We start from the raw sequence: 19,047 nt of genomic DNA, 5'->3' as shown, positions 1-19,047 counted from the left end.
CCTTCTTCCTTTTAGATAGAAGCCTTAAATCTCGACGCAAAACTTTGTTAGAATGTTTAATTACCACAGCCTTTAAAAAATGACTTTGTCTACAAACTGAAGCATGATTTACCTAGTAAATCATGCTTTAATCTATTGGTAAGCCTATTTCTTCAATTATCTCAACCATTTCTCCATAGCTCAAAGATCCGACATGTTGAAATCTAATTACACCATCTCCATCTAAAAACAAAGTTTTTGGTATAAACCGTACCATATACTTTCCAGCCACTTCAGGGGTTCCCTGTAAAACTTTAAAACTATACTCAAAATTTGATAAATAATTTTTTACCAATTCAATATCTCTATCTAAATTGATTGTAATCATCTCAAACCCTTTATCCTTATATTGTAAGTACAGTTGATCCTTATCAGGCATTTCCCTTAAACAAGCTGGACAAGCTAAACTCCAAAAATTTAGCATTACAACTTTACCCCTAAAGTCTGATAAATTATGGGATTTCCCTTCTAAATCAACTAAAGTAAAATCAGGAGCAGTCTGACCAATATCTATCGCCACTATTGAGTTTTCATCCTCTAAAGTATTATCTAATTTATCTCTAGATTTTAATAGATCAGCAGCTATAAACACACTTGTTATCACTATCAACAAACTTACTATAATAATACTTTTTTTGTTCAAATCTAAAACCTCCCCACTAGCCATAGGGATATAACTGACAAATAGTCAAAAAACAGTAATATCCCCACTAAAATTAGAATAAATCCACTTAACTTGTGTAAATACGGTAAGTATTTATTAATTGTTTTTATCTTTAATATTTTCCCCATAAAAATCATTGAAACTACTATAGGAATAGCAAATCCAAGGGAATATGCAGATAATAAAATAGCGCCATCTAATACTGTATTTACATTAGTACTCAAAATTAAAATTGATGCTAATACTGGACCTACACAAGGTAGCCAACCAGTTCCTAAAAAAATACCAAATAAAAAGGAACCTAACATACCGCCAACATCTTGTTTTCTTTTTTTTGTAGTTGCAAAAAGGTTCAATTGAATAACCCCTAACATAGATAAACCAAAAAGGACAATAAAAAATCCACCAATTCTTCTGATAATACTTAAGTAATTAAATAATACCCTACCTATAATAGAAGCATTAACACCTAAGAAAATAAAAACTAAACTAAACCCTAATACAAAAACTATAGTATTTAATATTAAATTGACCCCTTTACCTTTATGATTAAAAGCTACTAATTGAGCGTAAAAACTAGGAATAAGGGGAAAAACGCAAGGAGAAAGAACAGATACCATCCCTCCCCAAAAGGCTATACCTAAAGTTATATCCATAAACAGCCCTCCTTTTGAGAAAATAGGAACCCTCTAGGTTCCTATAATACTAAATATCCTGCTTCTTCAACGGCATTGATTATAGCCTCTTTTGATATTAAAGCATCATTAAAAGTTACTATTACTTTACCTTCCCCTAGATCTACTTTAACTTCTTTAACCCCTAGTTCTTTTAATGCTTTTTCCACCGACATTTTACAATGATTACAACTCATTCCTGAAACCTTTAATTCTAAAGTAACCATTCCATATCCCTCCTTATTTTAAAAATTTTGATAATACCTGCATTAATTCTGCTATCTTTTCTTCTTGTTCATCATTTTTTATAGCTTCACTAATACAACCTTTAGTATGTTTTTCTAAAACTAATATTCCAACTTTAGTAATAGCTGATCTTACAGCAGCAATTTGAGTTAATATATCAACACAATATCTCTCATCTTCCATCATTTTTTGGATTCCTCGGATCTGGCCTTCAATTTTTTTCAACCTACTTATTAAGTCTTTATTACAATCCATATTCTTTAACCTCCTACCCCTATATGGTATATACCTATATCATATACCTTCTTCGTATTTTTGTCAACTAAGGAAGTAATATATAAAAAGTGGTCATTTTTAGACCACTTTTTTTCTATTTAATAAATAATATAATACAATACCTATAATTATGAATCCAATACTAATTATTTGGGCTACCCTAAAAGGACCAAACATTAAACTATCTGTTCTAAACCCTTCTATAAACAATCTTCCAATTGAGTAGCCTATTAAATACAGGGCAAAAACTGACCCTTTATTTACTTTCACTTTATAATACACATATATCAATAAAGCAAAAATCAGTAAATTCCATAGGGATTCATAAAGAAAAGTTGGATGGCGGTAAGCACCAGCTATATACATGGCCCAAGGTAAATTTGTTTCTACACCATATGCTTCTCCATTTACATAATTCCCCCATCTACCAATAGCTTGCCCTAAAATTAAACAGGGGGCTCCCATATCAGCAAAATCCCAAAAACTAATTTTTTTTAGCCTAGTAAATACTATAGCTGTAATTATACTAACTAAAATAGCTCCATGTATTGCTAAACCACCTTCCCAAATAGCAATCATTTCTGCAAAACTATCATAATAATTTAAGTTAAACAATACGTAATAAATCCTTGCACCTATGACTGCTAATGGTACCACTATAAGGACAAATTCATCTATTAAATCTTTAGGAATTCCCCTTTTTTTACCAATTATTTTACCTACAGTAAGACTTAATAAAATTCCTGCACCTATGATAATTCCATACCAATAAATAGTTAAAGGTCCTATTTTAAAAGCCACTGGATCCATTATTGCACCTTCTTTTCATTGATAGATGTTATTCCTCAAATAAAGGTGTTGACAAATACCTTTCACCATTATCAGGTAAAATAACGACAATTGTCTTACCTTTATTTTCAGGTTTTAAAGCCAATTTTTTAGCAACATGAAAGGCAGCACCAGAAGAAATTCCTACTAAAATTCCATAATTTTTTGCTAGTTTTCTACTTTCATAAAAAGCATCTTCATGATGAACTTGATGGATTTCATCTATTATAGAAGTATTTAAAACTTCAGGAACAAAACCTGCTCCAATCCCTTGAATTTTATGGGGACCCGGTTTTCCTCCTGAAAGGACAGGGGAATCTTTTGGCTCCACCGCTACTACCATAATATTAGGGTTGTGTTCTTTTAAGACTTCCCCTACCCCAGTAATGGTTCCTCCTGTACCAACTCCTGCTACAAATATATCTATTTTCCCTTCAGTATCTTTAAGAATTTCCAAAGCAGTGGTTTTTCTATGGATTTCAGGGTTTGCTTTATTCATAAATTGCTGTAAGATAATTGAATTTTCTATTTCCTCTTTAAGTTGGTTTGCTTTATTAATAGCTCCCCTCATTCCTTCTTGTCCAGGGGTTAATACCAATTCAGCGCCATAGGCTTTTAATAACTTTCTCCTCTCTATACTCATAGTATCTGGCATTGTTAAAATTAACCTATAACCTTTAACAGCACAAACTAATGCTAACCCTATCCCTGTATTCCCACTAGTTGGCTCAATTATCGTTGTATTTTTATTAATAATTCCTAGCCTTTCCCCTTCTTCTATCATGTTATAGGCGATCCTATCTTTAACACTTCCACCGGGGTTAAAAAATTCTAATTTAACTAAGACTTCTGCATTAAAGTCTTTATCTTGAACTTTAACCAAAGGAGTTTTTCCAATTAACTGGGCAATATTAGAATAAATCATATTTTCCCTCCTAATTTCTATATATAATACATCAACTGTTCTTTATTTCTTACTTTTTCACTTAAAGTTTTAAAATTAGTCTTTTGAAGTATATAGTAAATACTGTCTTGTACTTCTTGCCATATTGGTCGAAAAATACAGTCTTCGGAATTTTTACAATTGGTTTCTTTGGGAATACAAGGTGCATGTACAAAGGCTCCTTCAGTTAACAAAATTATATCCCCAACTGTGATTTCTTCCGGAGGTTTAGCTAAATAATATCCTCCCTCAGCTCCCCTTTTACTCTTTGTAATTCCCCCTTGTTTTAGGATGATCAAAATTTGTTCTAAAAACTTTATAGGTATATTCTGCCTTTCTGCAATATCACTGATTTGAACAGGCTTACCTTCATGATAATTAAGGGCTAATTCTAATACAGCTTTACAAGCATAGTCACCCTTTGCAGATATCTTCAAATTATCACCTACTCTACTATTTCTATATAGATTATATGTATATTTTATTTTATATCTTTTACTATGTCAACTATTAACTCTCTATTTCAAATTTGTAATTTATTTTGGCTTTTGGTTCAAACATATTAGAAACACTACAATATTTTTCCTTTGAAAGTTTTATCGCCTTTTCCACTTTTTGAGGATCTAACTCTCCTTTAAATTTATATACCAATGTAATTTCTTCAAAATACCTTGGATGCTCATCCCTTCTTACTCCTGCTATTTCAATCTCAAAACTTATAACTTTTTGTCTCATTTTTTCTAAAGTACTAATTACATCAATGGCTGTACAACCTCCTATAGCAATTAAAGCCATTTGAGTTGGTTTTATACCTTCTGGTAAGTCTAAATTCATGTCAAGGGTACTACCATATTGATTAACTCCTACAAATTTTTTCTCTCCTTGCCAAATTACTTTTGTTTTTACTTCTTCCATTTAAATACCTCCTTATAATATTTTTTCTTTTATTAGATAATACTATAATGAATAAAAAATTAAAATTCAACAGAAGGGAGAGTTATTTTTGAATTTCTTTAAAAATTTTCTACCAATAATTATTGCAGCTGTAAGTGGTATGGCTATGACATTTCAAGGAACATTTAATTCCGCTTTAGGTAAAAAAATTGGAGTTATAGAGACTTCTATGATAGTTCATATAGTTGGCTTAATAATATCGATTTTAGGAGTAATATTTTGGGGTAGATTCCCTAAAATTGAAATGTTAAAAGATGTCCCATATTATAGTTTTTTAGGTGGAATTTTAGGGGTCCTCATTGTCGTTGGAGTTGCTTACACCATATCTAAAACAGGGGCTGCCTTTGGAATATCTATAATTTTAATAGCCCAACTTCTCACAGCTGTAATCTTAGATCACTTTGGGATATTCACCCTTGAAAGGATTCCTATTAATTTAACGAGGGTTGTTGGTACGATCCTCATGTTAATAGGGGCCCGATTTTTAATAAAGTAACTTGAAAAAATTTTAAAATATGTTATACTTATAAAGGATTTAGCGCCTATAGCTCAGGGGATAGAGCACCGGTTTCCGGAGCCGGGAGCCCAGGTTCGATTCCTGGTAGGCGCGCCATCAATATCAAATATTAAAGTGCCAATAAGGCACTTTTATTCTTTTTCTACATGTTTAGGACAAAGAAAGATAGAACCATTTTCATCTTGATGGGCAAAAATAATATCTTCTGTTTTATATCCATATTTAGAAACAGCATCCCTTAACCATTTTTCATCTTTGTTAATCCGTTTTAATCCTTCAACTTGAATTACTCCATCTAAAATTAATGGAGTTGGAATACCTTCATAACTTGGTTTTATATTCAAATCCCTAGGTGTTAAAGGTCTTCTATCTGATTTTAAAATAACACTTAATTTTCCATTTGTTTCTAAAATGGCGTATTCTACATCTTCTATGTTTGCTACATCTTTTTCCCTTAACTGAGATATCAAATCTGTCATACTATATCTCAGTTTTTTCATTTCATCACTTAAAATTCTGCCTCTCTCAATAATAATACTCGGAGTTCCTTCAATAAATGCCCTGGCTTTTTGACTTTTTAAAGAAATATACGATAATACTATTTCAGCAGCTACTAAAGTAGCTATAGGTAATAACCCCATATGTAAAGGGATACTAGTATCTTCCATTGGTATAGCTGCTAACTCAGCAATCATAATAGCTACTACTAAATCAAAAAGGGAAAGTTGACCAATTTCCCTTTTACCCATTAACCTCATCATAAATAATACAGCTAAATATAAAATTACCGTTCTAAAAAAAACTTGCATTTTACTACCCTCCAATCAATTACCTATAAATAATCTTCCCTTTTAAAATGCTTTTTATGTTACAAAAATCTCTGCATAAATTTATAGATTTTACAAAAAAATATAAGTAACAAACTATTGGAGGTAGTTAAATGAAACCCTTCAGAATCCACTTAAATAGATTTAAAAATAAATTTAAAGAAATGAGTTATCACAACTACAATTACACAGAATTTGGTGAACTCTTTGATTTTGACCATCTTTTTATAAACAAAGTAAAAAGGGCAACCCACTGTCATCAAAGAAGTTTTTTTAAACCTACTATCAAAAATCATCCCGATGATTATTAAACCTAACCAGCAAAATAATATGGTCGGGTTTAATTTTTTTATTAGCTAGCAGACTTTTTGGAATTTTTATGATAATATATATTTAAATTGTGGAGGTGGGAAAAATGTTTTCTAGAGAAAAATTTTTATTAAAAATTTTAGTAGAGTTATTACAAATTCCTTCAGTAACGGGAAATACAGAAAAAATTATCCAGTATATTATAGATCAATTTAGTTCATATCCCAACATAACTATAACCAAGAATCAAAAAGGTGGACTAATAATAACCCTAGATGGTACGGAAAATGAAAAAGTAATTACAGTATCAGGTCATATTGATACATTAGGAGCTATGGTTAATTCAATTAAAGGAAATGGTAATTTAGAAATTACCCAAATTGGTGGCTATGATTGGAATAGCATTGAAGGAGAAAACTGTATCGTACATAGCTTTGAAAAGGAATTCACAGGAACTATTGTTCTCACTAAAGGTTCTACCCATGTTTTTGGTAGTGAAACTTCTAAGACTGTAAGGGATCAATCAACACTAGAAGTAAGATTAGATGAAAAGGTAATGAATAAAGAAGATGTTGAGAAATTAGGTATAAGGGTGGGGGATTTTGTATCCTTTGATCCTAGAACAGTAATAACTCCCTCTGGATATATTAAAAGTAGACACTTAGATGATAAAGGGGGAGTTGCAGTTATCCTAACATTGCTCAAAGATCTTCTAGAAAATAATACTCCTTTGAAAAACAGAGTTCATTTCTTGATTAGTAATTATGAAGAAGTAGGCCATGGTTCTAGTGGTATACCAACTGATACCACAGAAATTATAGCCGTTGATATGGGTGTTGTTGGTGGAAATCAACAGGGTTCTGAACACCATGTTTCAATTTGCGCTAAAGATTCTAGTGGACCTTACGATTTAAATTTACGAAGAGAATTTGTATCTATCTGCGAAAAATTAAATATCCCTTATAAAATTGATATTTACCCTTATTATGGTTCTGATGCCAGTGCAGCCCTTAGGGCAGGTCATAATATCAAGGCAGGATTAATTGGCCCTGGTGTAGCAAATTCCCATGGTTATGAACGAACCCATAAAGATGCCCTATCCGCTACTTTTAATTTACTTTATGCTTATTTAACTAAATAACGTTAGTATAAATTACCCTCCCTTATAGGAAACTAATTAAGAGGAGGGATTTTTCATGTTCACAAAAAAGAAACGTAAAAAGCCTTGGATGAATTTTCTAGTTCCCATTGTAGCTTTTATGTTAGGAAAAGTCATGAAAAAACGCTAACTCCTCAGTAACAAAGAAGTGACCTCAAAAAAGAGGCCACTTCTTTTATTCTACCTTTTCAAAAGTTCCTTGTCCTTCGCATTCAGGGCACTTTCTAGGTTTACAACGCCCTTCTTTCTCATATCCACATTGAGAACATTTAAAAACTGCCATGAAAAACACCTCCTAATAATGGTTATCATTATTATATTATTCTCCATTTATTCAGTAATTCCTTTTTATTTTAACAATTTTTTTCATAAATATTATTGAATGAAACTATACTTAATACCATTGACAAAAACTGATGGTACTTTATCGTTATCGGTAATCTCCAACAAAAGCTTATCACCTTTTTTAGCATAAATAAAATAAGGTAGTTTTCTGTAGATAATTTTATCTACACTTTTAAGGGATAATTGGGTATATATACCGCTTTCTTTTTTAGTATTATCCCACAATTTAGTTTTATCAAAAGTAACGACATGGGGATGATCAGAAACTTCACAGGCTAAGTATTTTCCTTCCTCTAACTCTTTGGGAAAATCTCCCCTAGCTAGTGTTAATTGTTTTCTAGGTGTTAAGTATTTATAACTTAATAAAATAAAAACTCCTTTTTCAATCGTTTCAAAAATATTAATTCCTGTCCAATCCCTTTTAGATAAATTATAATAAGTTACCGCTAAATAATAGGAAAAATCTAAGTGGGGATATCTATTTAACCACCATATCTTTAGTTTTTCATATAAAAATTTTTTATCAAATTTCTGTTCTTTATTAACTAAATGCATATTTTTTGCACATTTTAATTCTATTTGGTCAAAATCAAAACACTCCCTAGGAAGTTCCTCAATAGAATGTTGGCCTAACCAAACTAATAACTCTTTTTCATATTCCCCTACAATTAAACCTAGTTGATTACCAAAAATATCGTAGATTTCAAGCATTATTTTCCACCCCTTGACAATATATATTTATATAATTCAACACTAATATGTTAATTCCTCTTTTTGTTATGGGGTGAAATTATGTCAAAATCATCTTTAGTTAAACAAACATTTATGTTAATGGTTGCCAGCTTGATTGCCCGGTTCTTAGGTTTAATCTATCAAACGATCTTATCAAGAACTGTAGGTCCTCAAGGGTTAGGCTTATATCAAATGACTTTTACTGTATTTTTAATAGCATTAACTTTATCAACGGCAGGACTCTCCCAAGGTGTTTCTAAGTTGACATCAGAATTTTTAGCCGTAGGGGATTATAACAATGCAAGGAAAAATTTAAGAATTTCCCTCATACTTGTACTCTTCTCTTCTTCTATAATTTGTATTTTTCTCATTTTCTTTGCTCCACAGCTGGCAAATTATATATTTAATGATCATCGTCTAATCCTACCTTTTAGATTGTTAACCATTGCCATCATATCAGTTTCGATATCAGGAGTATTCCAAGGGTATTTTCAAGGAAATAAATTTATGCTACCTACAGCCATTTCCCAAGTATCAGAACAAGTACTGCGAATCCTTTTTATTCCTTTGATCATAATACCATTGCTAAATAGAGGAATTGGGGCAGCCACTTCTGGAATTATTGTAAGTATGGGACTGGCAGAAATAACTGGTCTTATAATATTAATGATTTTCTTTTTAAAAAGAAAAAGGGAAAAATATAGTTATAAAAAAACTATGCCAAGTAGAATATTGCTAAAAAAACTTATTTTTTTAGCTATTCCCATTGGTTTTGGTAGCTTAATTTCTACTATAAACTATTCCCTTAGCACCATCTTAATCCCTAGGGCTATGATGTTAGGTGGAGCAACTAAGGAATATGCAGTGGAATCATTAGGATATTATTCAGGAATGGCTTTACCCTTAGTTTTTTTCCCCACTGTCTTTACTTTTCCAATTGCCTTAAGTTTAATTCCAGGAGTTTCTGAAGCCTTAACCACTTCTAACCTAAATTTATTAAGAAACAGAGTAACTTTAGCAACAAAATTTACTATAGTCTTAGGTTTTTTTGTAGCATTAATTTTTAAGCTATATAGTGGCCAACTCCCCTATTTAATATTTGGCTATCAAAAAGTCCAATACATCATAGCCGTTTTAGCATATAGTACTGTATTTTGTTACCCACAACAAATCTTCACTTCTATTCTTCAAGGACTAGGAAAACCGGGATTAGCTCTCCGTAATTTAATAATTCTTACTGTAGCCAATCTAATATTATTATTGTTTTCTGTCAGTAGATACGGTATCATCGGCGCTGCTTATACTTTTGTAGTGGTAAATTTATTAGCATTTATAATCGACTTTGCAACTATTCGCTCAGTAGTATTTATTCCCTTTAACATTATAGATTGGTTTATTAAACCCTTTTTGGCCATATATACATCATACAAAATTTCAATACTTTTTCTAAATGTATCTAGTTTTGATCCATTAATTAGTATTATGAATATCATAATTACAACTTTTATTTTCACTATTACCTTAATATTATCTACTACATTTCACTATAATGAATTAAAGACAATATTAAAAGGGATAAAAAGGTAAATCACCTCTTTATCCCTTTTTTTAAATTCCTGCAACTCTATCCTTTAAAGGCTCATAAATCTTTTCTTTTAATTCTTTAAGTTTTTTTACTGATAGTTTTTGCCTTGAAACTATCTTTTGGTAAATGTAATCTAAGGCAATCTTTGCTCCATAATCCATCCCCTGACAACCCCCTAACAAAATCAAGGAATCTTTCTGAGCAAAATCTATTGCCCTTTTAATAGCTTCTTCTAAATTAGGGTAGACTTGGGTCTTTATACCCCCTTCTTCTAGAATTTTAATTACACAATTTAATTCATCATCAGTAACTAAATCCTTCTTACCAACATAATCATTGCTTGTAGTTAAAATAATATTTTTCAAGCCAAAAAGTTCTTTGTTTTCTGCTATTACCCTAGCGTTTTCGCTATTCACAGTAACTCCTCTACTACCCCTTATTGCATAAACCAATGAAAATTGACTGTAACTCATTTTTTTGATTGTATCTAGAGTTATTCTAATATTTCCTGGATTAGCAAAATGATCATCAATGATTTTAAATTCATCGTTATAAATTAACTGAAACCTTCTTTCAACTCCTCGAAACTCATATAGAGCTTTTTGGATATCGGCAATATCAACACCCATAATTAACCCAACTGTAGCTGCCACTAAAGAATTATATACATTGTGTAAACCTAAAATTTTTAACTTAACTTCGAACTCTTGAGGTTGTACTTCTCTACCATCGAAAACTAAAGTTTCATTAACTTTTAATCTATAAGATGTTTCACTTTTAGATAGATCTATACTTTCAGCAACTACTGAAGCAAAAGAGTTCTTAATACCAAAGGTAATTTTAGGAGCAATAGTTTCTAAGCCAAAATTCAAACTTTCAGTACAGTCACCATTTAAAATAGCTACACTATCAGCTTTCAAATTCTTTACTAATTTTTTCTTAGCATTGACATAATTCTCATATGATCCATGAAGATCTATATGATCCCTCGAAATATTATTAACTACTGCAATTTTATAATCTATAGTATCTACTCTATTTAAATCTAATCCTGAGGAAGAAACTTCCATAGTAGTATATTTTATATTATTTTCTTTCATTTCCCATAAATATCTTTGCAGATCTAATGATTCAGGGGTTGTAAGTTCAGCAGGAATATAAGAATCTCCATTTTTTACAATAACAGTACCTATAAGCCCAGTTTTACCATAAGCTTTTTGTAAAACTCTATCTATTAAAAAACTAGTAGTAGTTTTACCATTTGTACCAGTAACACCGATCATTACCATATCCTTTGAAGGATATCCATAAAACAAAGCACTTATTTGTGCTAAGGCTTTTCTACTATTTAATACTTTAATTTGAGGGACATCAATACCTTTTATAAATTTTTCTACAATTAGTACACTAGCCCCCTTCTCTACAGCCTTTTGAGCATAGAAATGTCCATCTGTTTGATATCCTTTAATACAGACAAATAGATATCCCTCTTCCACCCTATCAGTATGATAAGCAATGCCTTTAACTAAAATATTATTATAGTTTAAAGTTTCTACACCCTCTAAAACAGAAATCATTTTTTGTAATTCTATCATTGTAACCCCCCCAAAATATAATTATTTTATTAATACAATTTTACCTAAACCTTAAAAATTTATGTTTTAATTTTAGCAAAAAAATATAAGCTTGTATACTTATAAACTCAATAAATTATTATTGACTTTTAATTACAGATTACTTACAATAGAAAGTGAGAATGATTTTCATTCCTTCCAAACTATTGTGAATTTTTTCATTAAGGAGGTATGCTTAATGTGTCTATATAACATGAAAACTAACTGCCGTGGTGTTATAATAAATACTCCTTCAAATACCCTTTTAGAAGCATTAGGAGTAAGAAAAGGTAAGTGTTTTTTATGTAAAGTTAAACAACCCTTTGGCGGGCCAATGATTATTCAAATTGATGATAGAAAAGTAGCTATAGATAAATCAATAGCGGAAAATATTATCATCCAAGAACTTGAAGAAATCAAGGAGGCAATATAAATGGCATCAGATAATTATAAATATAAAATACTGTTAATGGGTAACCCCAATGTGGGAAAAAGCGTTATTTTTTCCAAATTAACCGGTTTAGATGCCCTAGCAGCCAACTATCCAGGTACAACAGTTACTTATACTATAGGTACAATTTCATTTAATGATAAAAAGGGAACATTAATTGATGTTCCTGGTACTTATTCCCTAGATGTGACCTCTGAAGCAGAAAAAATTGCCAAGGACTTCCTAAATCAAGGAGCTGATGGCATTATTTTTGTTTTAGATTCCACAAATTTAGAAAGGAATTTAAACTTAGCTTTTCAAGTTTTAGAATACAAAATACCAATAGTCTTTGTACTTAATATGCTTGATGTAGCTAAGCGTAAAGGCATAGAAATAGATGTAGATAAACTATCACAACTATTAGGTGCCCCTGTCATTCCCCAAATAGCAGTATTAGGGCAAGGTCTTAAAAAAGTGTTACAAACTACCTTTAAAGTTATTGAAGAAAAGAGAATAGCCAACTTTTCAATTATAGGACAAGACAATTGGGAAAAAGCTAAATATATTGCCAGTCAAGTTCAAGTAAAAAAATTAGTTTCTGGAAAAATACCACTAGTAGAAAAACTTGATGATTTAACTGTAACTCCATGGCCTGGTTTACCAATTATGGCTTTTATTATCTTAGTATCAATGGCCTTAGTAGTTGGTGGTGGAAAGGCTATAAGAAGTGTAATCCTTTTACCTTTATTTAATAGATTTTATATTCCTTTTATAGAAAACATAGTCCATACATTTTTAAATTTAGGTTTCATCCAAAACACTATTGGCTCAATCATAGACCTTACAATCTTTAGTAATATTTTAGTGGGAGATTTCGGCGTTTTAATTAAGGGGGTAGAATGGCCTATTGCATTAGTTTTACCTTATGTATTATTATTTTATTTTATTTTATCAATTTTAGAAGATAGTGGTTTATTGCCCCGTTTAGGTATTTTGGTAGACGGTTTTATGAAGAAAATAGGATTACAAGGTGGTAACATTATCCCTATTTTTCTAGGATACGGTTGTGCCGTTCCAGCTATTTTAGGTACTAGGGCTGCTACAACGTTAAAAGAGCGTAAAATTATCTCTATATTAGTTACTTTAAGCGTTCCTTGTGTATCTCAAACTGGTGCATTCATTGTATTATTAGGCAATCATTCCTTCTGGTTAGTATTATTAATGATAGGGTTATCTTTTTTAGTTTTATTTAGTACCGGTCAAATTTTAGCTAAAATAATCCCCGGAAAAGTTGATCCAATTATTATAGAAGTTCCTAATCTCTTGTATCCCAATTTAAAAGCCCTTTTCCGTAAAGTTTTTATCAGAATAAAAAACTTTATGATTGAGGCAGAATTACCGATGATTATGGCAATCTTATTTGCAGCTGTTGTCTATGAATTTGGTATACTTAAAAGTTTAGGTGAAATTCTCAAACCTTTAATTGTTAGCTGGTTAGGATTACCACAAGAAGCCAGTATTTTGCTAGTTTTAGGTATAGTCCGTAGGGAATTAGCAGTACTACCTATGATGGAAATGGGGCTAACCACCCAACAATTATTTGTTGGAGCTACAGTTGCAATGTTTTATATGCCTTGTATTTCCGTTTTTGGTGTCCTTGCTCAAGAATTCAAATTTAAGTTTGCTTTATTTATTGCCCTCTTCACAACTTCTTTCGCCCTATTGCTAGGTGGCATTATCAACCATTTAATAAATTTATTTTCTCTGTTAGCTTCACTTTTAGGAGTGATGTAATAATGTATTTCCCCAATATCTGTAAGACCACTAATTTATTTGAAAAAATATTGGTAAGAGTTCCTTTATTCTCTTACCTTTACCTTTTGTTTTATAAAAAATCAGTGGAAATTGAAAGGGAATTTGCTGAACTTTTAACGGAAGATAAAGTTTTATTTATCGGTGGAGGTGCTGTACCTTATAGTGCTATAATATTAGCCAACAAGGTTAAACAGGTAACGGTTATCGATAATGATAAAAGTTCTGTAAGCCTTGCAAAAAAAATAATCAACTACTTAGGTATCAATAATATAACCATTAATTATGGAAATGGACAGTTTGTTGATCCAAAGGATTATACCGTCATTTTTTTACCACTTCAAGCTCAACCTAAAAATCAAATTTTAGCTAATTTAAAGTCTCATTGCCGTAAAAATACCAAAATACTAATGAGAGTTCCCAAAAAAGCTTTTACAAAGTTTTATACTCCCATTAAAGATTTAGCTATTCAAAATTATAAAGAGAAATCTATTAACCAATTGACTTATAATAAAATCATCATGTTCTATCCTGGGGATATCAAAAATGAATAAAAAAATCTATAAATATTTATTGTATTTAGTGACCACTATTTTTTTCTTTGTAACTATAGTAAAAATTGATATTAAAGTTTTTCAACACCTTCTAAATCTAAATATATTCACTATATTTACCCTCCTAATGCTGCAAATCTTAACGATAATGGTAATATCACATCAATGGTATATTTTAATAAAGGTTTTTAATTCCAATATTAATTTTTTAAAAGTAGTTGAACTAAACTTGATAGGAACTTTTACAGAATCCATTACCCCTGGGGTAAAGTCAGGTGGTGAAGGAGTAAAACTAATTTTATTGAAAAAAAACTTCAATTTACAATACAACGAAGGAATAGCAGTTATTATACTACAAAAAACCTTAAGCTTTTTAATTTTCCTATCTCTATTTGTTTTTTCAATCTTTAATACTAAATTAAAAATACCTTTAAATATTAATCAAACATTTCTCCTGATTACCTTAGGCCTTGGTATAATTATTGGTATCTATAGATTTATTCCAGAAAATCTAAAGAGGGTTATCTCCAGTTTTATTAAAAAAGTTTATCAAAATCTCCTCCTTTTTAAAGACAAAAAAAACTTACTTATCTATCTAATAGTAAATAACCTTATAGTTTGGCTAGGGTTCCCTTTAAAATTATTAATTATCTCTAAAGCTTTAAATATCCAATTAAATTTTTTAGAAGTATCGACAATTATTTTTATTACTTACGGGGTAAGTATGCTTCCAACTACTCCAGGAAGTATAGGAACTTATGAAGGGATTATGACCCTATTGTTAAAGTTATCCTCAGTTTCAACAGAAAAAGCTTTAGTTACAGCAGTTATAACTAGATTTTTCACTTTCTATTTAGTAGTTTTAGGTAGTGGTCTATATTTATTTATTAAAAATTTTTACTATAAATTTTTTAAAAACAGCTCTAACAATTAGAGCTTTAGTTTGTAGACAAAGTCATTTTTAAAAGGCTGTGGTAATTAAACATTCTAACAAAGTCTCCGTCGAGATTTAAGGCTTCTATCTAAAAGGAAGAAGGGTACCGCTCTAATTCGCCGTCCATGGCTCAATAGAGCTTTCGGAACGTCCTGTTCCTCACCCCTTCTTCCTTTTATCTAATCAGCTCTTAAATCTATCTCCTCAACTTAATCGTATCTTTGTTTAATTACCACAGCTGATGATGACTTTGTCTATAGTTTGTCTTCAGTCTGCAGCTCTAACAATTAGAGCTTATTATTTTTTTAAACTAATACTTGTATAATAAAGGGTTAAAATATCTATAAAAACTTGCGAGGTATAAAATTATGATAAATTTTATTTTATTTCCCTATATTTTCCGGATCTTCCCAAAAGTAAAAAGCAATTTAAAAAACTATAAAAAATCTGTTTTACAAATGCCGTGCCCCCATTTACGGGAGCAAGGAATTCTAAGTATAGAAAATAAAGAATTTCACTGTTTAGGTGGTAGCATATATGCCTTAAATTGTTATGAAATTTTACCTTTTATTACTTCCTTTCAAACCATTAGTGATTACTTAGATAATTTATGTGATAGAAAAGGAATTTTCGATGAAAGGGCCTTTGAACATTTACATAAATCAATGATTGACTCCTTAACCCCTACCCATTGTAATTCTCCCGTAAATTATTACAAATATTATCCATATTCCGATGATGGTGGGTACTTAAATTTCCTTGTAGAGGAATGTCAAAAAGTAATATCTTTCCTTCCATCATTTCATCATGTTAAATACCCCCTATTAGAATTTACAAGTCTATATAGAGATTTACAGGTTTTTAAACATCTACATCCCCAAGTAAGGGAAAATAAGCTGATTACATGGTTTAATGATCAGAAAAAATCAACTAAAGGGTTATACTGGTGGGAATTTGCTGCAGCAACTGGCTCAACTTTACCAATCTTTGCTTTAATTCGTTTAGCTAGAAAAAAAAATATAGCACATTTAGAGATTAAAAATCTCTGCAGTGCTTACTTTCCTTGGATTGCTGGTCTTCATATTCTCTTAGATTATCTAATAGATTTAAAGGAAGATCAACTCGAAGGAGATCTAAACTTTATTAGTTATTACAATAACTATCAACAAGTAAAAAATCGACTTATGCTATTTATTGAAAACAGTTTGTTAAACCTTCAAAGGGTCAAGGAAAAGAGATTTCATGAAACAATCGTTAAAGGTTTATTAGCCATGTATTTATCTGATCCAAAGGTATATAAAAATAAGCAAGAAACCCTTGCTTTAGAGTTAATAAACTCTTTAGATAGTGAAACTAAAGTTATGTATCGCATGTGTTTATATCTTCGGAAAAAGGAAATTCTTTAATAATTTCTAGTTAAAATAAATTCTGCAATTTTCTTTAATTTATTCTTCTCATTACAATCCTCTATCTTATCTAAGGCCATTAAAGCTTTTTGAATATGATTTTTAGCTATTTCTAAACAAAGTTCTATAATATTATATTCCGATAACATATTATAAATAAATTTTAAGTTATTCTCAGTAAACCTTTTTTCTACAATTATTTCTTCTACTAATCCCCTATTAGACATTTTTTGTAATAAAAGAATTAAAGGCAATGTGATATTTCCTTCTTTTAAATCATTAAAAATAGGCTTACCTAAAGTATTTTCATTCCCTTTAATATCTAAAATATCATCCATTATTTGAAAAGCATAACCTACTTCCGTTCCGTATACTGTGAGATTATTAACTTCATTCTGTGACATATCCCGTAAAATTCCACCAGCTTTACAACAAGTAGCTATCAATACCCCAGTCTTTCCGTATATTTCTAAATAATATTGTTCCACTGTTTTACCTGGATTAAATCTATTTTTCAACTGTTCTAATTCACCAATACTCATATATGAAATGGCTTTTGTATAATGGGAAAGGATTTCCCCTTGTTTAATTTCACAGAGTAGCTCAAAGGCTTTTGCAAATAAAAAATCACCAACCAATACTGCTACACTGTTATTCCATCTACTGTTGATAGTTTGAATACCCCTTCTTAAAGGGGAATTATCTACAATATCATCATGTACTAATGAAGCAGTATGGATAAGTTCTGAGGCTGCTGCAACTTTTACTAATTCATCCATATTATTATTTTTCCCAATTAAAATAACCAATAGGGGTCTTAACCTTTTACCCCCTCTATTTAAGAGATATTCTGTTAGATAATTACAGTATTGACTATTACTTTTACATACTTCAATTAACAATTCTTGTACTTTACCTAATATTTGCTCAATATTTGCCCCTTTATTTAAAAGTATTTGTTGCACTTAATTCCCGCCTTTACTTTTATTCCAAAGTATATACTTTGTTCTAAAAGTATAGTTACCAATTTGGTAACTTTTTATTTATTTTTTTGCTAAAACCACTAAAGAACTACTATTCTGAGGTTTAAATTCTTCTCTACTAAAACTACCGAAAACCTGAATTTCTTTAAAACCAACACTTTGTAACATTTCTATCAATTCATTACTTTTTATAGGATATAAATGTACCTTTCCCGATAAACGAAAGTCCTTACCCTCTAGAATTGTACAAAAATCGACTATTCTTTTTCCTTCTTTTATATGATACTCATAATTACGTATAAATTTAATATTCTTTTCTTCATTAACAATGGTTTTTAAACTCTTAGGATTATTATCATAATTTACCGTTTGCAAAACTAATCTTCCATGATTCCTTAGTATCTGGAAAACCTTTTGAATAAATTTTAAAATTAAAGATTTATCCACTAAATGGGGTAAAGAATTGCCAATACAGTACACTAAATCAAACTCTTGGTTAAACTCATCTATCTCTAACATATTTTTAACTAATAATTGCAAATTAGTAAGACCTTGCCCTTTAGTTTCAGCTTTTTTAATCATAGCAGAATCTAAATCCAAACCAACACCATCAATATCGTTATTTTTACATAATTCAATAATATAATTTCCTGTTCCACAAGCTACATCTAATACTCTATCCTTTTCTTTAATTAAACTATTTAAGAAACTATATTGTTGTTGAGCAAAGGGAAAAATATCATCATAATATTGACTAAACCTTTGATAAAAATCCATACTATACTCCCTCCTAAAGTTATTTTACAGTTATCTTACCACAAGATAATCATAATTTATATGACAAAAATCACTAGTAATATTATTTTTCCATAATAAAAAAAGCGCCATTCGGCGCACTTAAATTCATTTATATTTTATAGTGCTCTCCATGAACTCCTATATAATCTTTGGGATACATTTCTGCTCCACAACTCTCACAGCTAAATCTAGGTGGTATTGATGTATCTCCATCATCCATCATATCAAAGTATTCCACTACTTCCTTGGGAACTTTTTCTACAATCTTGCACCCCAAACAAACATACTCTATAAAATTCTTTAAGTTCACTTTTTGTGGACTCTTTTTCTTGTTACCTTTTTTCTTCTTACTCATCAGTTCATCCCCTTTGTTCTAATTTTAGACACACTACCCCCTTGGTTTTATGACACATACTCTT

24 protein-coding genes and 1 tRNA gene are annotated in these 19,047 nt (G+C 30.4%); 10 read left to right on the top strand and 15 right to left on the bottom strand.

All coding sequences use genetic code 11. The features are described 5' to 3' along the window. Nucleotides 1–127: 127 nt before the first annotated feature. From BMX60_RS02580 to BMX60_RS02545, 8 genes are all read right to left on the bottom strand, one after another. Nucleotides 128–682, bottom strand: coding sequence for a TlpA family protein disulfide reductase (locus tag BMX60_RS02580; protein ID WP_177159661.1), 555 nt, complete (start codon nucleotides 680–682; stop codon nucleotides 128–130). A 2-nt stretch (nucleotides 683–684) separates the two neighbouring features. Beyond that, on the bottom strand, nucleotides 685–1,359 hold the full coding sequence (locus tag BMX60_RS02575) for a cytochrome c biogenesis CcdA family protein (RefSeq protein WP_091348844.1): 675 nt from the start codon (nucleotides 1,357–1,359) through the stop codon (nucleotides 685–687). A 41-nt stretch (nucleotides 1,360–1,400) separates the two neighbouring features. Then, entirely contained in the window at nucleotides 1,401–1,604 is a 204-nt protein-coding gene (locus BMX60_RS02570; protein WP_091348840.1) for a heavy-metal-associated domain-containing protein, read from the bottom strand. Nucleotides 1,605–1,617: 13 nt separating this feature from the next. After that, nucleotides 1,618–1,878 (bottom strand): metal-sensitive transcriptional regulator, encoded by a 261-nt coding sequence (locus BMX60_RS02565; protein ID WP_091348838.1) that lies wholly within the window; start codon nucleotides 1,876–1,878, stop codon nucleotides 1,618–1,620. A 99-nt stretch (nucleotides 1,879–1,977) separates the two neighbouring features. Beyond that, nucleotides 1,978–2,709, bottom strand: coding sequence for a prolipoprotein diacylglyceryl transferase (gene lgt / locus BMX60_RS02560; protein ID WP_091348835.1), 732 nt, complete (start codon nucleotides 2,707–2,709; stop codon nucleotides 1,978–1,980). 28 nt (nucleotides 2,710–2,737) lie between these two features. Next, nucleotides 2,738–3,652 carry a cysteine synthase A gene (gene cysK, locus BMX60_RS02555; protein WP_091348833.1) on the bottom strand — a complete coding sequence of 305 codons (915 nt, stop codon included), beginning with the start codon at nucleotides 3,650–3,652 and terminating at the stop codon, nucleotides 2,738–2,740. Between the two features lie 17 nt (nucleotides 3,653–3,669). Then, nucleotides 3,670–4,107, bottom strand: a complete 438-nt coding sequence (locus BMX60_RS02550; RefSeq protein ID WP_177159660.1) for an RrF2 family transcriptional regulator — start codon at nucleotides 4,105–4,107, stop codon at nucleotides 3,670–3,672. A 73-nt stretch (nucleotides 4,108–4,180) separates the two neighbouring features. Then, entirely contained in the window at nucleotides 4,181–4,585 is a 405-nt protein-coding gene (locus BMX60_RS02545) for an OsmC family protein (RefSeq protein WP_091348828.1), read from the bottom strand. Nucleotides 4,586–4,673: 88 nt separating this feature from the next. On the opposite strand from BMX60_RS02545, the gene BMX60_RS02540 reads away from it, so the two are divergent. Both BMX60_RS02540 and BMX60_RS02535 read left to right on the top strand, forming a co-directional pair. Further along, nucleotides 4,674–5,120, top strand: a complete 447-nt coding sequence (locus tag BMX60_RS02540; RefSeq protein WP_091348826.1) for a DMT family transporter — start codon at nucleotides 4,674–4,676, stop codon at nucleotides 5,118–5,120. A gap of 42 nt (nucleotides 5,121–5,162) precedes the next feature. Continuing rightward, nucleotides 5,163–5,237 (top strand) — tRNA-Arg (locus BMX60_RS02535). Nucleotides 5,238–5,272: 35 nt separating this feature from the next. On the opposite strand, the gene BMX60_RS02530 is transcribed toward BMX60_RS02535, so the two are convergent. Then, a complete protein-coding gene (locus tag BMX60_RS02530; protein ID WP_091348824.1) occupies nucleotides 5,273–5,950 on the bottom strand; it encodes a DUF421 domain-containing protein in 678 nt (225 codons plus the stop codon). Nucleotides 5,951–6,081: 131 nt separating this feature from the next. On the opposite strand from BMX60_RS02530, the gene BMX60_RS02525 reads away from it, so the two are divergent. Next, nucleotides 6,082–6,279 carry a hypothetical protein gene (locus BMX60_RS02525; RefSeq protein ID WP_091348822.1) on the top strand — a complete coding sequence of 66 codons (198 nt, stop codon included), beginning with the start codon at nucleotides 6,082–6,084 and terminating at the stop codon, nucleotides 6,277–6,279. 104 nt (nucleotides 6,280–6,383) lie between these two features. Then, entirely contained in the window at nucleotides 6,384–7,418 is a 1,035-nt protein-coding gene (locus BMX60_RS02520) for a M42 family metallopeptidase (RefSeq protein WP_091348819.1), read from the top strand. A gap of 193 nt (nucleotides 7,419–7,611) precedes the next feature. Here the strand turns inward: BMX60_RS02520 and BMX60_RS12410 are convergent, their stop codons facing one another. Beyond that, nucleotides 7,612–7,719: an RCKP-type rubredoxin-like domain-containing protein gene (locus BMX60_RS12410; protein WP_091348818.1), complete on the bottom strand. Its 108-nt coding sequence runs from the start codon at nucleotides 7,717–7,719 to the stop codon at nucleotides 7,612–7,614. Nucleotides 7,720–7,811: 92 nt separating this feature from the next. Further along, entirely contained in the window at nucleotides 7,812–8,492 is a 681-nt protein-coding gene (locus BMX60_RS02510) for a hypothetical protein (RefSeq protein WP_091348815.1), read from the bottom strand. 81 nt (nucleotides 8,493–8,573) lie between these two features. Between BMX60_RS02510 and BMX60_RS02505 the strand changes: the two genes are divergently transcribed. After that, nucleotides 8,574–10,100, top strand: coding sequence for a putative polysaccharide biosynthesis protein (locus tag BMX60_RS02505; protein WP_091348813.1), 1,527 nt, complete (start codon nucleotides 8,574–8,576; stop codon nucleotides 10,098–10,100). A 21-nt stretch (nucleotides 10,101–10,121) separates the two neighbouring features. On the opposite strand, the gene BMX60_RS02500 is transcribed toward BMX60_RS02505, so the two are convergent. Further along, nucleotides 10,122–11,693: a Mur ligase family protein gene (locus tag BMX60_RS02500; RefSeq protein ID WP_091348810.1), complete on the bottom strand. Its 1,572-nt coding sequence runs from the start codon at nucleotides 11,691–11,693 to the stop codon at nucleotides 10,122–10,124. A gap of 217 nt (nucleotides 11,694–11,910) precedes the next feature. On the opposite strand from BMX60_RS02500, the gene BMX60_RS02495 reads away from it, so the two are divergent. The 5 genes from BMX60_RS02495 to BMX60_RS02475 all read left to right on the top strand — a co-directional run bounded on the left by BMX60_RS02495 (nucleotide 11,911) and on the right by BMX60_RS02475 (nucleotide 16,847). Beyond that, a complete protein-coding gene (locus BMX60_RS02495; protein ID WP_091348809.1) occupies nucleotides 11,911–12,144 on the top strand; it encodes a FeoA family protein in 234 nt (77 codons plus the stop codon). Further along, nucleotides 12,145–13,935, top strand: coding sequence for a ferrous iron transporter B (locus tag BMX60_RS02490; RefSeq protein WP_091348806.1), 1,791 nt, complete (start codon nucleotides 12,145–12,147; stop codon nucleotides 13,933–13,935). Nucleotides 13,936–13,937: 2 nt separating this feature from the next. Then, nucleotides 13,938–14,507 carry a nicotianamine synthase family protein gene (locus tag BMX60_RS02485; protein WP_091348804.1) on the top strand — a complete coding sequence of 190 codons (570 nt, stop codon included), beginning with the start codon at nucleotides 13,938–13,940 and terminating at the stop codon, nucleotides 14,505–14,507. Beyond that, entirely contained in the window at nucleotides 14,500–15,441 is a 942-nt protein-coding gene (locus BMX60_RS02480; protein ID WP_091348801.1) for a lysylphosphatidylglycerol synthase transmembrane domain-containing protein, read from the top strand. The genes BMX60_RS02485 and BMX60_RS02480 overlap by 8 nt, the downstream gene beginning before the upstream one ends. A 368-nt stretch (nucleotides 15,442–15,809) precedes the next feature. Next, nucleotides 15,810–16,847, top strand: coding sequence for a tetraprenyl-beta-curcumene synthase family protein (locus BMX60_RS02475; RefSeq protein WP_091348798.1), 1,038 nt, complete (start codon nucleotides 15,810–15,812; stop codon nucleotides 16,845–16,847). Here BMX60_RS02475 and BMX60_RS02470 read toward each other — a convergent pair. The 3 genes from BMX60_RS02470 to BMX60_RS02460 all read right to left on the bottom strand — a co-directional run bounded on the left by BMX60_RS02470 (nucleotide 16,844) and on the right by BMX60_RS02460 (nucleotide 18,983). Beyond that, nucleotides 16,844–17,812 (bottom strand): polyprenyl synthetase family protein, encoded by a 969-nt coding sequence (locus BMX60_RS02470; protein ID WP_091348796.1) that lies wholly within the window; start codon nucleotides 17,810–17,812, stop codon nucleotides 16,844–16,846. The genes BMX60_RS02475 and BMX60_RS02470 overlap by 4 nt on opposite strands. A 78-nt stretch (nucleotides 17,813–17,890) precedes the next feature. Further along, the gene (locus BMX60_RS02465; RefSeq protein WP_091348793.1) at nucleotides 17,891–18,607 is read right to left on the bottom strand and encodes a class I SAM-dependent methyltransferase; all 717 of its coding nucleotides are present in this window, start codon (nucleotides 18,605–18,607) and stop codon (nucleotides 17,891–17,893) included. 130 nt (nucleotides 18,608–18,737) lie between these two features. Then, a complete protein-coding gene (locus tag BMX60_RS02460; RefSeq protein ID WP_207648380.1) occupies nucleotides 18,738–18,983 on the bottom strand; it encodes a hypothetical protein in 246 nt (81 codons plus the stop codon). Nucleotides 18,984–19,047 lie beyond the last annotated feature (64 nt).

It is taken from the genome of Anaerobranca gottschalkii DSM 13577 (assembly GCF_900111575.1).
In the GTDB taxonomy this organism is placed as follows: Bacteria; Bacillota; Proteinivoracia; order Proteinivoracales; family Proteinivoracaceae; genus Anaerobranca; species Anaerobranca gottschalkii.
The sequence above is the reverse complement of the archived record's forward strand: the minus strand, read 5'-3'. Positions and strand labels throughout refer to the sequence as shown.